The following is a 13,682-nucleotide window of genomic DNA, read 5'->3' as shown; positions in this document are numbered from 1 at the left end:
TCGTTCGCGAGAAAAAGCGCTGGAATGGAAAGGCCATGACTTAGGCCTTCTCGTTATCTGAAGATTCAGAAATCTTTTCCCAAGCCGTGTTTACACGGTCTAGCAGTCCATCGAGACTAATCACAACGGATACGCTCTTATGATCGTCAGTGATCGTTTCGAGCAGCTTTTCTTCCGGGACAACTGCTGATCGAAACATCCCAAGCGGAAGCGTTACACGAGTAGAATCTTCCTCCGACGGAGCAGGTGCCCCACGTTCACTGGGCGGAATTATGAACCCAAGACGTCCGCGCGATATCACAAGATAAGTTTTTTGCTTGTAGAGGGTTAGATTTTGGACTTCTCGATGGATCGTAGACGCATCAAAACCAGCGTCAACCAATTCGACGAGAGCAAGAAGCATCACCGCATCCCTTTTTGTCAACTGACGAGCACGGCCAGGAACACCGATTTCCGATGGCTTAAAATACCCGCGGCTGATCCACTGTTCAGGACGGGTAGCATTGAAACCTAATTCATAGCAAAGTGGACGAAGGCGAACAGTTTCCATAGAATAATCTCCGACATTGTGTCAGAGTATGTAATCAGACCTCCGACAGTCTGTCAATTGCTTCATTTTCAAAAACATGCGTCACGTTTCGATGCGCTTGCACAAGGCGTCACAGAATCCGCTGACAGTTTTGTAATCACCCTCAAGAGACCTGATATTCCCCCGAATAGTAGATATGAGCGTGTAGATTGCAGAAAGCCGCTCATTCTCGATCGAACCAAGCAAACGACCTTCCGCCAGATACAGCGCAGAATAGGAATAGTCCTGCATTTGGCATAATGTATCCTCCATCCGGTCCAGAGCTTCCAACCCTTCACGACCAGAAATGCCGGTAGGTAGGTCTTCATGAAACACCGTAAACCCAGATGGTTTTGACAAACCTTCGGCGTCAGCCGGGAACGATGGTCTCGACATTAGCTGCTCCATTGATAAATTTCAAATCAAGTGATACCTTACATATCATTAGACTGTTAATTGATCAATAGGCTATCAAACGATATGTCACATATCACAGGTTCACAAATCCGCGCTGCTAGGGCATTACTTCGCTGGCGTGCAGAAGATCTAGCAAAAGAAGCAAAAATTGGTGTCGCTACTGTGAGGCGCGCGGAGGCCAAAGACGGCGATCACGGTATGACCGAAGCCAATCAATCTGCGGTTCGCGGAGCCCTTGAAGCTGCTGGTGTAATCTTCGTGCCCGAAAACGGCGAAGGCCCGGGAGTTCGAATGAAAAAGGCGGGCATACTCAAAAAATGAGAGACATATGGCAAAGAATTGAACCTCCGATCATACTTTCCGTTCCCGAAGACAACTGGATACCCACAGCGATAGTTGGATTTGTTGGAACGGTTATCGGTGCCGCCGTAACTATAATTTATTCCCATTTTCAAAACAAAGCAGCACAGAAATCTGCGGACGCTTCCGCTGCACTGAAACTCTGCATGCAATTATATTTAATAGTGAACTCAATGAACTCTTATATTAAGTATATTGAGACAGAACTTGAGAATGCAAACAACAATAATGATCTATTAAGCTTAGAAAAAAACGGGGTGAAATTTTTTGCTTGGTGGCCAGTAATCCACCCTACGGTTCATTCTCACAGAGCCCCTTTAAATTTCGATCAAGGCGACATGAGCGTACTAGTAAAAAATGGGCTTAATAAATATATTGACGACATCTATGAATGCTTTGAAAGATATAATTCATTTTTATCAAATTTAGAACATTACAACAAGTTACGGGAGAATATCATAGATTTTGAAACCATTGAAGATCACAAAATTCTTTCAAGTGGATTTTCACAATCTTTTGTAAAGAAAAATAAATCAGCAGAATTTGAAATAAAAAGTTCTGGCTTGGAGAGGCATATTAAGTCTACTTACAAATATCTAATCATCGATTCCGAAAAAACATATAATGTGATTACAGAAATTTCTTCCAAATTCAGAAAAATATTCGGTAAGAAGTTCTCGGTCGAATTGATACGAAAGGATAAATCTATCCCTTCAACCAATTAGACCTTACCACAGCCTGCACCCTCGTCGTGGTCGCTTCTACGCCAAACCTCATATCATCAATGCGCTGAGCCCAATTGATATTGAGAATCTGCCGCGCTGCGAAACCGTACACTACGCAATCCAATGCCTCGGCGCGGCGACCGGGAATGCGCTCAAACCGGCGTTGCGGCTGGCCCCGTGTATAGCGAACGACAACACGTTCACTAGCAAGTTGCTCGAACCACGACAACGGCAAGCGGTCAGAGAACCGGATTGTCCTGCCTCGTGACAACCGCGCCGTCAGGTGCGATTTCAGGCCATCAACACCGACGATCCAGAGCGCGCCGCCTTTCACCTTCGACTTAGATTTTTCAATCCATGGGCGATTGCCGTTCACACCTTTGATTGCCAACACCTTGCGCGACGAACGCGGGAAGCAAAACGAATAGACATTTTCCATCGTCTCGCCGTCCGAGCTATCGATTGCAACAGCATCCAATCCCAGCTTTCCGCCAAGCGGATGATCGAAGCGCATTTTCAAAACAGCATCGAGTTCCGTCCAAGTCGCATCATCATCAGGCAAGCCCCAGATAATTTTATGATCGAGAATAAACGCTTCCCCGTCACGCGTCCAACCAATGATTGTTACTTCAAGGCGGTCGCGCTGCGTGTCCACACCTGCCGTCAAGGCCAGAACGCTTTCTGGTAACAAATCAAGAGAAAACGGCTCAACGCGGCTTGCAAGCTCGCTATCGTCCATTTCCTCGCCACTTTCGCGCCAGCCCTGCCCCAGCACGAGATTGACAAAGGTTTGTAGCAATGCCGGATCGTCCTTAGCCGCAAGAAACTCTTTCGCCAAAATGCCCCATGCTGCGTTTTCCAGAGGCGACACAAGCGAATTGATACGGAATCCGGCGTGGCCTTTCACTTCCGGCGCTGTAATTCGCCAGTGGCCAGCCGCAACCATCTTGCCCTTATATCTTTCCTCAATAACGGAACCGCAGGAAGGGCAAGCCCAATGTGCTTTTTCCGGCTCGCCTTCCGGCCAGTGAATGTCTTTCCATTCGATTTCGTGAAAATCCCCGCATTCAGGGCAAGGCACTTCATAGATTCGCTTATCTGAACGCTCATAGGCGTTCAGCACATGGCTGCTATCTTCATAAATCGGCGTCGATCCAATAACGATCTTGCGATCTGGAAACGACATGGTTCGGCGTTCCGCAATCGGAATCGGGCTGCCTTCCTTGGTCATTTCCATGCCGTCCGTTTCATCCATGATCAAAATACGGGCATTGTGAGCACGGAGATTGCGGGGAGCCTTGGCGGCGATAACCTTGAGACTGCCACCGGGAAAGCGGCGTGACAAAAGTGTATTGCGCTTCTCGCTGCCCTGATCGCCAGCCAATACATTCGCCAGACATGGCGAAGCCTCGAATGTTGGTTCGACATTGGACACAACGAAGGTGCGGCAGTCATCTTCGGTCGGCAGTACAAACAAAACAGGTGCCGGTTCGTTCACGACATGCGAGCCAAGTAGTCCCACCAGCAAGGTGGTGTAACCAATACGCGCCGACTTCACGACCGTGATACGCTCGATCTTCGCATCGCTCATCGCATCGGCCATGCCGCGCTGAAACGGATACAACCGGATTGAGCCAGGCAATGACGACACGTCAGAAGGCAATTTCACTTCCTGCTCGATCCACTGTGAAAGCTTCAACCTTGCAGGCGGAATAATCGAACGGCGTGCACGTTCACGGACTTCAAGAAGTGTTTCACTGGTCATTTCCAAACTCCGTAAGCATCTGGCGCAGTTCGCCGTCGATCATTTCGATGTCGTCAATCGTTAGGTGTGGAAGAAGCTGGCGAAGGCGTGAGGGCACCGCGAGAACGCGGGAACGCAGTTGCATCCACTCACCAGACCAAACCCGCTCGACCTCCAAAGCGGGGACAAGCTCGCGCCGCATGGCCGCATTTTTCAGTTCCACAGCATCGGCCTGTGCCTTTGCCAGCCTTGCACGTTCTGCCGTGAGCGAAACAGCCTGCTTTTCCTCACCGAACAGCGTGGCACCCTGTGCCTGACTGGCCGCCCTTGTCGGGTTGATATTTTCGGAGATCCAAAGCTTACCCCGTGCCACATCAATCTTACCGTCGCACTCAACCGGCATTCCCGCCGTGATCATCTGCGAAATACGCCCGGGAGAAACATTGATCAGTTTCGCAAAACCGCTTTTCGAAATGGTGCGTGGCTCTTGCCTTAACGCTGGATCGGCTGAAACTTCATGAGCAATATTCATGATCACCACCAATTAACCCATTGTTTTTAGCTATAAAATTTAATTGCACAGCCTGAAATCCGGGGGTTGCCCCCACCCGCAGGGTACAGTTAAAGGGAAGGACCCGAAGGCTCATCAGCCTGCCCTCGCGATCATCGCCAGCACATTGCCGCTACCTGCTTGTCTTGCATTCAGCGCGGCCATGAACGCGTCCAGCCCACGCGGTCCACAGTGAGGAAAGGCCATGGCCTTTGCTTGATTTGGGAACGGCCAGCCTCTCGCCTCAAATTCACGCTGCCAATCAGCCCACAATGTGCTGCCTGCAATGACGGCTTCCATCTCGCAGACCAACGCCCTCACCGCTGGCGCAAGCGTTGCAGGCTCAAGCGCCTTTGGTTCATCGAACATACGATTGACTTCTGGCCAGCCATGCTTGGCCTGATGATCCATAACAAGGGCTGGGCGTTTCTCCACTTCGATCAGGTTTCGAAGCAAGGCAGTGCCCGGCCTCGGCAATGATGCCGGTCCTTTGGAAAGCGCCTCGAAAACAGCTAACGACCAGCCAGCCTTGAAAGCGTCAAAGGCTGGGTCGCATTCGCGTATCGCGCTCAAAGATTTATTCAGAGATTTATTCAAAGAGGTTTGTAGGACTCTGGTGTCCACCTTTTCGGCACTCAAATGTCCACCTTTTGAAACTTCAGTGTCCACCTTTTCCGCTAAACGTGGACAATCCTGTCCACCTTTTGGCGTGTTGATTTGGCCTGTTTGGTCGATGCTCTGCATTGCCTCATGTCTTGTCATAAACACGGCGAAATATGTGAGTGAAACCGAGCGACCGCCCTTGCCCTTGGTCAATAAGTGGCCTTGCTCTTTCAGCAGCAAAATAGCCCGTTGTATCGTCTTGGACGAACACCCGGCCTCTTTCGCAAGCGTTTCATAAGAAGGCCATGCATTGAGGTTGCCACTGCCAGAGAAGCCTTTGCGGTTGAAATAGCGGCTAATCCGAAATGCTGCATCACGGGCAGCAGGCGTGAGAGCAGGATCGTCAAAAACCTGATCAAGCCACATCATACGGCTGCGCGTAAAATCATCGCTGGAAGGTGCCTTCATGGTCATCAGGAGCAACCCTCCTGACGCACAAGACTGATAATGTCGCCTATCTCATCATCCAGAGCCGCAATTGCGTCCAGCACCTCCGGCTCATCAAATTCAGCCAGTGAATTGCGAAGCGTTTCTAACGCCTCGTCAAGGCGGCGTTGCAAGCGATCAATCGCGTCTTCCATCTGGGCGCGAATACTCTCTTTTCCGTCATCGAAAAGATCATCGGAAAGGACTTTGTCATCCATGGCACAGTGCCTTTCCGAATACAGACACTTGCAGGTAATTTCCAGCTTTTACCGCTTTACAGTGACGCCGGTTGTTCTGTTCTCGTTCTCGGTTTTTTGTTATTTTGCTGAAAAACGTAACATATTGATAAACAACAAGAAGTGGTGCTTCAATTAGAAGCCTCCACTTTCCCTTCACTGCTTGATTAGATAGCTGCGACTTGCGTGCCGGGCTCTGATTTGCGTGCAAACACAATCAGCGCAAGCAGGAATGCCATCAGCGCACATATCGCAATTCCACCGATCATCGGCCGTGCCGATCCGTCAAAAAACGCACCGGTGATCGCGATCGCAATACCGCCAATGACAAAATGCAGCGTGCCGAGAAGAGCAGATGCCGTTCCGGCAATGTCTCCGTGATCATCCAGCGCAAGCACCGCTGTGGTGGGAATCACCAACCCCAAAAAGCCATAGCCCACGAACAAGAAGCTCGCGATCAGCCACAGGGAATTATGCCCCATCAAAACAGCCAGAAACATGGTCAGCATGACAGCCGCAAAGCCCGATACAGCAACGCGCATTACGCGCCGCAACCCATACCGCGAACCAAGCCAGCCATTAAGCTGCGACACACTGAAGAACGACACCGCATTTATCGAAAACGCAATCGCATACTGGCTCGGGCTGAGGCCATAATGATCGATCATAATAAACGATGAATTCGCCAGATAAACGAAGAACGAAGCAACGCCGAAGCCGCCAATACAGGCAAGCCCCATAAAATAGCGATCCTTCAGCAACCGACCATAACCCGCCAGTGCACTGCTGATATTGCTTTCAAGCCGAGCCTCGCTGCACCGCGTCTCCTGAAGTGATGTTGCGATCAGCACAACACCGACAATTGCGGCCACCAGCACTGCCCAGAAAACACCACGCCAGCCAAAGAAATCGATCAGCACTGAACCGCTTAACGGTGCAAGAATCGGCGAAATCGAGAACACGAGCATCAAAAGCGACATAAGCCGCGCCGCATCCACACCAGTGTGAAGATCACGCACGATGGCCCGCGGAATCACACTGCTTGCCGCAGCACCCATCCCCTGAATAAAACGAAACAGCACCAGAATATCGATATCGGTTGCCAGTGCTGATCCGACACTGCCGATGGCAAAAAGGATAAGCCCACCATAAAGCGGCAGCTTCCGCCCGACCATATCTGACAGTGGCCCCACGAAAAGCTGTGCAAGCGCCAAAGCAATGAAAAATGCCAGCAGACTCATCTGCACGGCACTCGTCTCAGCATGCAGATCCGTTGCAATCATAGGCAAGGCAGGCAGATACATATCGATGGCAAACGGGCCGATCGCCGACAACAGACCAAGAATGAGCGCATTGCGAAAAAGACCGGAAGTCATCAAGCCGGAAGGAGAGCCTGAGCGGGAACCTGAACGCATCGGGGGAGCACTTTCATCAATGTTTCGTGAGCTATCTTCTGCGATTTTGACCCCCCCTTGGCCCGCGGCACCGCTTGGGAGGATGGAAAGACCAGGGTCCAAATATCGCAAAAGAATCTCTATCCACATGTTAATGCTGCATAATCTCAATCATTCCCACGATAGTTCCGCCCCCAGGCGCCCTATCGTAGCCCTTGTAAATAGTGCAGCAGCCCTCATAATGGACAGAATGTCAAAACCGATTTGACACAACTGTAAAATTAGACACCATTGTCCAACGCGTCAAGTCATCTTATGTTATGAATATGAAACCTACTGACATGCTCGATATAGCAATTTTGTCCGACCGGCAGTCCGCCCTTTCAAAGAGTGGCAATCCTGCGTCCGTGAAACCGGGACAATGCATGAAGCGCGACTTCATTCTGTGTGCCGCAGCGCGCGTTTTTTATCGCGATGGCTTTCAGGGCGCGAGCATCGATCTGATTGCAAGCGAAGCAGGCGTTTCCCGCCAGACGATCTATAATCACTATCGCGACAAGGAAGCGCTGCTTGCCGCCGTTGTTGATGATGCTTTTGACAGAATGACGTCCAGCCTTTTCGCCGTGCTTGCAACATTTCCGCAGTCCAGCGAAAATCTTGAAGAAGACCTGATCGCCTTTTCTATCCGGATGAGCCGCAACTGCGTGCATGATTCGTCCACGGCCTTCCTGCGCAAGCTGTTCCAATCCGATGAAGATGCTCTTCCTCTGCACGCCAATGTCTGTAGCAACAAAGGCCCAGCACAGGCGGTCCCCGCGATTGCAGCGCATCTTGCACGCCTCGCCCTTGCTGGCGATTTGGAAATCCAGGACCCGGACCTTGCGGCCTGTCATTATCTGGCGCTGATCAATGCCGATATTCACTACCATCTTCTGACAGGACAAAGTGTCGACGATTCCATCATCGAGAAAAGCTCGATCAATGGCGTCAGGACATTTCTGATGGCCTTTGGCAAACGCGCATAATTTCCAGGCCGAACGTTTGAAATTCACGCTTTGATTGTTCTTGGTAGGGCGCCAGCGCAAAGGTTGAGCTTTTTCCTGAGATAATTTTAAATTCTCTCGAGAACAAACTTGACATCAACCTGCGAATCCGTGGGATAAGCAAACTATGGTACAGGACCTGATCCGTTACGATATTTTAGCTCAGGAAGCCCTCCGCGGCGTCATTCGCAAGGTTCTTGCGGAAGTGGCGACGACTGGCTTGCCGGGAAACCACCACTTCTTCATCACGTTCCTCACCGGAGCGCCTGGTGTACGAATTTCATCGCGCCTCAAGGAGAAATATCCTGAGCAGATGACGGTGGTATTGCAGCACCAATTCTGGGATATGCTGGTTACAGACCAGCTGTTCGAAATTGGTCTGTCCTTTGGCGACGTTCCTGAAAAGCTGACAATTCCCTTCTCTGCCATTCGCGGCTTCTACGATCCATCGGTCAATTTCGAACTGGAATTCGATGTGTCCGTTGTGCAGCCGACGAGTGACAATGACGAAGGCAGCAATATCTCTTCGATAGAACTGATTTCTGCCGAAGAGACATCGGCCAAAAAGCCTAAGTCAAAGCCACGCAAAACGGCTGCTGAAAAGGCGGAATCGGCTGCAAAGGATAAAGAGGATGCCGATGGCGACGATACGGAACCAAAGCCGTCCGCCGATGTCGTGTCGCTTGATTCTTTCCGAAAGAAATAATGGTTCCCATCGTTTAAATCTTTTGCGCCGGTAGATGAAACATTTCTACCGGCATTTTGTTTTAGCCAAGTCAATTCAGCAGGATAGAGCATTTTCAATGGTTCAATCAAAACAGGAAATGCTCTAAACATCTCAGTTGACTTTGATCAATGCATGAAGAGTAATGTTTACCGTAATATTTTCTCGACTTGACACATCTGGATTGGCTCTATCATGCTACGTTTTGTTGCTCAGTTGGTCTTATGGTTTAGCGGAATTATCGCAGGCATATTTGTTGCAAAAGATGCACCAAATTTCCCGCTCTGGCAGATGACGTTCGGACTGGTTCTGCTGATAATACTCTCGCTGATCATATGGTTTTTGACCAATCCCAAATCTCCAGACAAGTAGAGTTATCTAAACTTCGAAAGCTTGCAACACGGCAACCATTCATGAGCGAGATCGTCAACCTGCGTCAGTTCAGAAAGAACAAGGCACGCACATCCAAAGAAAAGCAGGCAGAGGAGAACCGCATCCTCTTTGGGCGCACCAAGGTCGAGAAGGATTTTGCGCGGCAAGAAGCCCGTAAGTCTGAGCGTTTTCTCGTAAACAACAAGCTTGAGCAAAGCAACAAGCCGGACGATGAGACGTGAATCCGTCATCGCGTCTGCGGAAGCGTTCAGTGAACATTCGTGGCCATGCCACCAGCTACACGCTTGAAGAGCCATTCTTCGAAATTCTTGAAGAAATCGCGCAGCAACGAGAATTATCCATGGCAGCATTGATTGCTGAAATCGACGGACAGCGTGACCGCACAATCAACCTTTCATCGGCCTTGCGTCTCAGCGTGCTCGACTGGCTGAAATCAAAACGAACCACCTAGGCCGTGTGGACTGCTATATTTTGGTTCGTGACATCGATGAGAATAACCGAACCTTGCATCGCAAAACCGCTTCGCACTTTTTCTGGAAATGCTCTAAAGCTTGGGTCTTGCTGCGGGTGATTGTTCCAGATCTTTCAAAAACTCGTTCAGTGACTGGCCACCCTGCCCGTTCAAATTCGCAGGCGGCGTGCTTTCCACATCAGGCTTTTGCGCCTCTAGAGCCTCTCTGGCGGCCTGTTCCCGCGCCTGCGCTTCTGCCTTAAGCCGCGCTTCTTCCTGCAACCGCAAGCGCTCACGTTCCTGCGCGTCCGATAAAAAAAGGTCCAGTTGCCGCCGCAAACGCTGCTTTTCCATAATGCTGGCCTGCATCGCCTCGACCCGTTCCTGTTCACGCTCAAGCGCGCGCTGTGTCAGAAACTGCACGAGCGGCTGACGGTCAATGCTGACTGACGGATCATCGTAAGTTCCACCAACAACATATCGCAGACTGGCCGCACCGGCGGTATCCGTACCGTTGGCACCATCGAAAGCAAAGCTGCCATTGCCGCTTAGGCCCAATGTCGAAAGATCAATCTGCATATCGCCGGCAAAAAGCGTATCACCGCTTCTTAGATTGATGGGTCCCACCCGCACGATACCGCCTGCAATGGAGAAGTCGATCTTGCTGTTTCCTGCTGCAAAACGTCCCTTTCCAGATGCAGCCTCGGCAATGGAAACGAATTGCTTTGCATCCACCTGGGCGCCGCCCGATGGCTTGTCTGCAATCGTGTCAGCAGCCTTGAGCATTTCTGGAAAGGCTGTGGGATCAACGCCATTGATGACGAAATTCTCAACATCAACACTGCCAGATCCAGTCAGAGAGGCAACAAGTTCGGCCATGCTGGAACCGCTGCCGTTCAACGTCATGGCGGCCTTCATTCCGCCCGCAAAAGGAGCGCCGCTCTCAGGCCGATAAATATTGACGAGGTCCGCCCCGCTCCATTTGAGGTCAGAATTCAGCAATGCAGCCTTGTCATTGTTGCGCAATGAGACATTGCCCACCAGATAGCCGCCTGCCCAGTTTCCCGTCAGCTCATTGAGACTAAGCTGATCCATACCCTTCTGGAGCCGCGTGGAAAAATCAGAAATGGTACCGAAACTGCCCATTTCAGCCTGCGCAACATTTAACTTCATATCCAGAAGCAGCGGCAGCGACGGACGCACCGAAAAACTACCCATTGGCCAGATGGACTTCTTGCTGTTCCGCGAAGGCTCCAATGCGTCCTGCCCAAGCATAATGGCAGCCAGACTGTCCAAATCGAGCGAAGCAAGCTTGGCCTCGCCCTTGATTTGCGGCAATCCGCTATCGGCAAAATTGGCTTCGAGCCGTGCGCTCACATCGTCTCCGCCGAGCTTACCGGCAAAGTTCGGAAACCGTAACAAGCCTTTGGCAAACTGGAAATCGCTGGACAGATCAGCAGACAAGCCTTCGCCAAATCCCGGCAATGTATAGCCTGCCGTCGCAATGAATGGCTGCAGATCGGCCGATTTTATACTGGCCTTGCCGCTTGCAGCAATATCTCCGCCAACCAGCGACAGAATACCATCGGCGAGCGCTGTTCCATCGGGCGCAGTCAATTTGAGTTGCGTGCGCATGCCGGCACTTGGCGCGCCCTGCATCGTCAGATCAGCGGTGAGTTCGCCCGCCAGCCCAAGCGGCAATGACGGCACGCCAAGCAAAGCAAGAACGGTTTCGCCATTTTGCGATGTGGCCGTTCCGTTCAACTGCATCTGCATCGGGTCGCTCTCGGAACTGCCGCCGCTCGTTGTACCGGAGAGATCAAGCTTCATCCCACCCGCTTTGCCGGTCACACTAAATGAGGCTTCACCGCCCTTCGCGGGTGCTTTCGTGGGCGTTTCTTTGGTGCGCGCGCCCTTATCCTTGCCTGTTGCAGGCACTGGCGCACCATCGCCGCTTGGAGCCGCAACGGCATTGGCTATGATATTTATCTGCGTATCATCAAACAGCCCCGGATAGTTGTCAGCACGTGCGGAAAGTGATCGTAAAAGTGGGATTTGCGGGTGACGATGCGCGGCCAATGTCAGAAAATGCGACAAATCAGCAGAAAGCAAAGTCGCATCAAGCGTACCTGAAGGTGCGGTGGCAAACGGTTCATAGGAGCCGGTGGCCGTCAGGGTTGTGCCCGCAACATCACTGATCAGCAGCCGGTCGAAATCAAAGCGACCATTATGAACACGAACCGCAAGATCGACGGCACCTGCCTCCATGTCCTCATACTGAACCGGACCTGCTTTAAACGTAATATCAAGCGCTTGGCCACCAAGGGAAGCCATGCCCTGTCCGCTTGAGAAAAACCCGATAAATGCACGTAATGCGTTGCTGTCTACCGCACCGCCATCAAGGCGAAGCGTAATCGCGGGATCTGCCGAGCCGATAACCTGCCGCAGGAAACTACCTTTAAGCGCGGTTTTTCCCATGCCGATCTCAAGATCGTCAATGCTCTGCACACCTTCGCGCAGATTGACCTTGCCGGAGAACCCGACGCTATCAAGTTTACGGATCGATTCATCAACCGTTTCGTTGAGCCAGGAAGCAAGCCCGGAGGGCTGACGCGATGCCACAAGCATATCACCCTCAAAACCGAAATCCCGCCCGACCGAGAGCTTGCCCTTGGCTTCAACCTTTGTCCGGCCCGGCAGATCAGCCGCAAACTGCCGAATATTCCAGCGATTGCCATCAGGCTCCGCACTGATCATGACCGAACGAATCGTGGTGCCGCCGGCAATCACTGCTGGCAGGCGCAAATCGACATTGCCCGGCATTCCGGGAATAGGCAGTTGCTCAAGCACGCGCCGCACCAGAGCCAGCCGTTCATTCACCGGAACAGGCGCAGCCAGCTGATCGACCGTCGTCTCAACCGGCCCCCAGAAAATCTGCTGCCCATCAGCGCTAATTTCAAAATGCGGCTTATCACCATAATCGATCAAAGCCTTGCCATTCACTACATATGGATTATCGGCAGGCCCCTGCTCCATACGAAATTCGCTGGCATCAAAACGGCTTCGATCAGCATCAAACTTACCGCTTACGCGCAGGTCACTGAAAAACGGCTTCTCAGTGGCAAGTTTCTGATTTTGACCAGTTGGAGAAACCGCATCGGCAGAACGCAACGAAAAATTGCCGGCATAGTTCAGCCGACCCTCATCAAGCGTGATGTCGCCATCCGTTTCAAACGATGCCGGCATGGCTTCAGGAGAAATCCGCGCACGCAGGCGCAAGGAACCTTCTGGCTTTGCTTCACCGCTGTTAAGATCAAGTGCGAACTTCTGACCTTCAATGAAAAGCGAACCCGTCGCCTGCCACGGCCCCGCGAGAGTATTGGCCGACAGCACAGCATTGATTGCAGTTGCCGCATAAGAACGACCGCTTGCTCTGTCAGCCAGCGTCGCAGTACCGTCAGCGATCGAAAGCCGCTCGATCTTGATTTTCGATGGATCAATCGGCGTTGAAGGACGGATCGCCCAGTCAACCTTACCGGCCTTATCCAGCGAAATGTTAACGTTCGGGCGATCAACCCGCATATCGAAAATCAAAAGCTCGCCGCGCAGAAACGGCATCAGCTCCGCATCCATCGAAAACGTATCGACCGTCATGACCGGATGCGCGCTATCTGCACCCACACGCACATCAGAAAAAGCCACCGATGGAAAGGGCAGAAGCCGCGCACTGACATCGCCGGCCACATGAACCGGGCGACCGAGAATCTGGCTCGCCTCACGTTCAAACTCGGCACGATAGCCGCTCCAGTCGACAAATGGCGGCACGACCAGCGCTGCTGTCAAAAGCAGCACCAGCAGCCCACCAACGATGACGAATATGCGGCCCAAACGACGCTCCGATAAAATGCTTAATGCGCGCCGCATGAAACAAATGCTGAATCACGCGGTCTTTATCGGTGCAACATAACGGCATCGTTCCGGCGATAAC

General features: G+C 51.7%; 14 protein-coding genes. 6 read left to right on the top strand and 8 right to left on the bottom strand.

Annotated elements, in window-relative coordinates; genetic code table 11:
* Nucleotides 1-40: 40 nt before the first annotated feature.
* Both ABE527_RS05735 and ABE527_RS05730 read right to left on the bottom strand, forming a co-directional pair.
* The gene (locus ABE527_RS05735) at nucleotides 41-550 is read right to left on the bottom strand and encodes a hypothetical protein (RefSeq protein WP_499696391.1); all 510 of its coding nucleotides are present in this window, start codon (nucleotides 548-550) and stop codon (nucleotides 41-43) included.
* An 81-nt stretch (nucleotides 551-631) separates the two neighbouring features.
* Nucleotides 632-964 (bottom strand): hypothetical protein, encoded by a 333-nt coding sequence (locus ABE527_RS05730; RefSeq protein ID WP_499696390.1) that lies wholly within the window; start codon nucleotides 962-964, stop codon nucleotides 632-634.
* An 84-nt stretch (nucleotides 965-1,048) separates the two neighbouring features.
* On the opposite strand from ABE527_RS05730, the gene ABE527_RS05725 reads away from it, so the two are divergent.
* Nucleotides 1,049-1,306: a helix-turn-helix domain-containing protein gene (locus tag ABE527_RS05725; protein WP_499696389.1), complete on the top strand. Its 258-nt coding sequence runs from the start codon at nucleotides 1,049-1,051 to the stop codon at nucleotides 1,304-1,306.
* Entirely contained in the window at nucleotides 1,303-2,070 is a 768-nt protein-coding gene (locus ABE527_RS05720) for a hypothetical protein (protein WP_499696388.1), read from the top strand. The genes ABE527_RS05725 and ABE527_RS05720 overlap by 4 nt, the downstream gene beginning before the upstream one ends.
* On the opposite strand, the gene ABE527_RS05715 is transcribed toward ABE527_RS05720, so the two are convergent.
* The 5 genes from ABE527_RS05715 to ABE527_RS05695 all read right to left on the bottom strand — a co-directional run bounded on the left by ABE527_RS05715 (nucleotide 2,051) and on the right by ABE527_RS05695 (nucleotide 7,065).
* Complete coding sequence (locus tag ABE527_RS05715) at nucleotides 2,051-3,835, bottom strand: phage terminase large subunit family protein (RefSeq protein ID WP_499696387.1); 1,785 nt, start codon at nucleotides 3,833-3,835, stop codon at nucleotides 2,051-2,053. The two genes, ABE527_RS05720 and ABE527_RS05715, sit on opposite strands and share 20 nt — an antisense overlap.
* Entirely contained in the window at nucleotides 3,825-4,346 is a 522-nt protein-coding gene (locus ABE527_RS05710; protein ID WP_499696386.1) for a DNA packaging protein, read from the bottom strand. The genes ABE527_RS05715 and ABE527_RS05710 overlap by 11 nt, the downstream gene beginning before the upstream one ends.
* A 114-nt stretch (nucleotides 4,347-4,460) precedes the next feature.
* Nucleotides 4,461-5,441 carry a helix-turn-helix domain-containing protein gene (locus tag ABE527_RS05705; RefSeq protein WP_499696385.1) on the bottom strand — a complete coding sequence of 327 codons (981 nt, stop codon included), beginning with the start codon at nucleotides 5,439-5,441 and terminating at the stop codon, nucleotides 4,461-4,463.
* Complete coding sequence (locus tag ABE527_RS05700; RefSeq protein WP_499696384.1) at nucleotides 5,441-5,671, bottom strand: hypothetical protein; 231 nt, start codon at nucleotides 5,669-5,671, stop codon at nucleotides 5,441-5,443. The genes ABE527_RS05705 and ABE527_RS05700 overlap by 1 nt, the downstream gene beginning before the upstream one ends.
* 185 nt (nucleotides 5,672-5,856) lie before the next feature.
* Nucleotides 5,857-7,065: a multidrug effflux MFS transporter gene (locus ABE527_RS05695; protein WP_499694461.1), complete on the bottom strand. Its 1,209-nt coding sequence runs from the start codon at nucleotides 7,063-7,065 to the stop codon at nucleotides 5,857-5,859.
* A gap of 338 nt (nucleotides 7,066-7,403) precedes the next feature.
* Here ABE527_RS05695 and ABE527_RS05690 point away from each other — a divergent pair, with 338 nt between their 5' ends.
* The 4 genes from ABE527_RS05690 (at nucleotide 7,404) to ABE527_RS05675 (ending at nucleotide 9,694) form a co-directional block, all read left to right on the top strand.
* Nucleotides 7,404-8,108, top strand: coding sequence for a TetR/AcrR family transcriptional regulator (locus ABE527_RS05690; RefSeq protein WP_499696383.1), 705 nt, complete (start codon nucleotides 7,404-7,406; stop codon nucleotides 8,106-8,108).
* A 145-nt stretch (nucleotides 8,109-8,253) separates the two neighbouring features.
* Nucleotides 8,254-8,832 (top strand): SspB family protein, encoded by a 579-nt coding sequence (locus ABE527_RS05685; protein WP_499696382.1) that lies wholly within the window; start codon nucleotides 8,254-8,256, stop codon nucleotides 8,830-8,832.
* A gap of 431 nt (nucleotides 8,833-9,263) precedes the next feature.
* Complete coding sequence (locus ABE527_RS05680) at nucleotides 9,264-9,464, top strand: DUF4169 family protein (protein WP_265985397.1); 201 nt, start codon at nucleotides 9,264-9,266, stop codon at nucleotides 9,462-9,464.
* Nucleotides 9,461-9,694 carry a ribbon-helix-helix domain-containing protein gene (locus ABE527_RS05675; protein WP_265985399.1) on the top strand — a complete coding sequence of 78 codons (234 nt, stop codon included), beginning with the start codon at nucleotides 9,461-9,463 and terminating at the stop codon, nucleotides 9,692-9,694. The genes ABE527_RS05680 and ABE527_RS05675 overlap by 4 nt, the downstream gene beginning before the upstream one ends.
* A gap of 93 nt (nucleotides 9,695-9,787) precedes the next feature.
* Here ABE527_RS05675 and ABE527_RS05670 read toward each other — a convergent pair whose 3' ends face one another.
* Complete coding sequence (locus tag ABE527_RS05670; protein WP_499696510.1) at nucleotides 9,788-13,582, bottom strand: AsmA family protein; 3,795 nt, start codon at nucleotides 13,580-13,582, stop codon at nucleotides 9,788-9,790.
* Nucleotides 13,583-13,682: the final 100 nt, after the last annotated feature.

Source organism: Brucella sp. TWI432 (assembly GCF_039674445.1).
In the GTDB taxonomy this organism is placed as follows: Bacteria; Pseudomonadota; Alphaproteobacteria; order Rhizobiales; family Rhizobiaceae; genus Brucella; species Brucella chromiisoli.
This window is presented reverse-complemented; position numbering and strand designations above follow the sequence as displayed.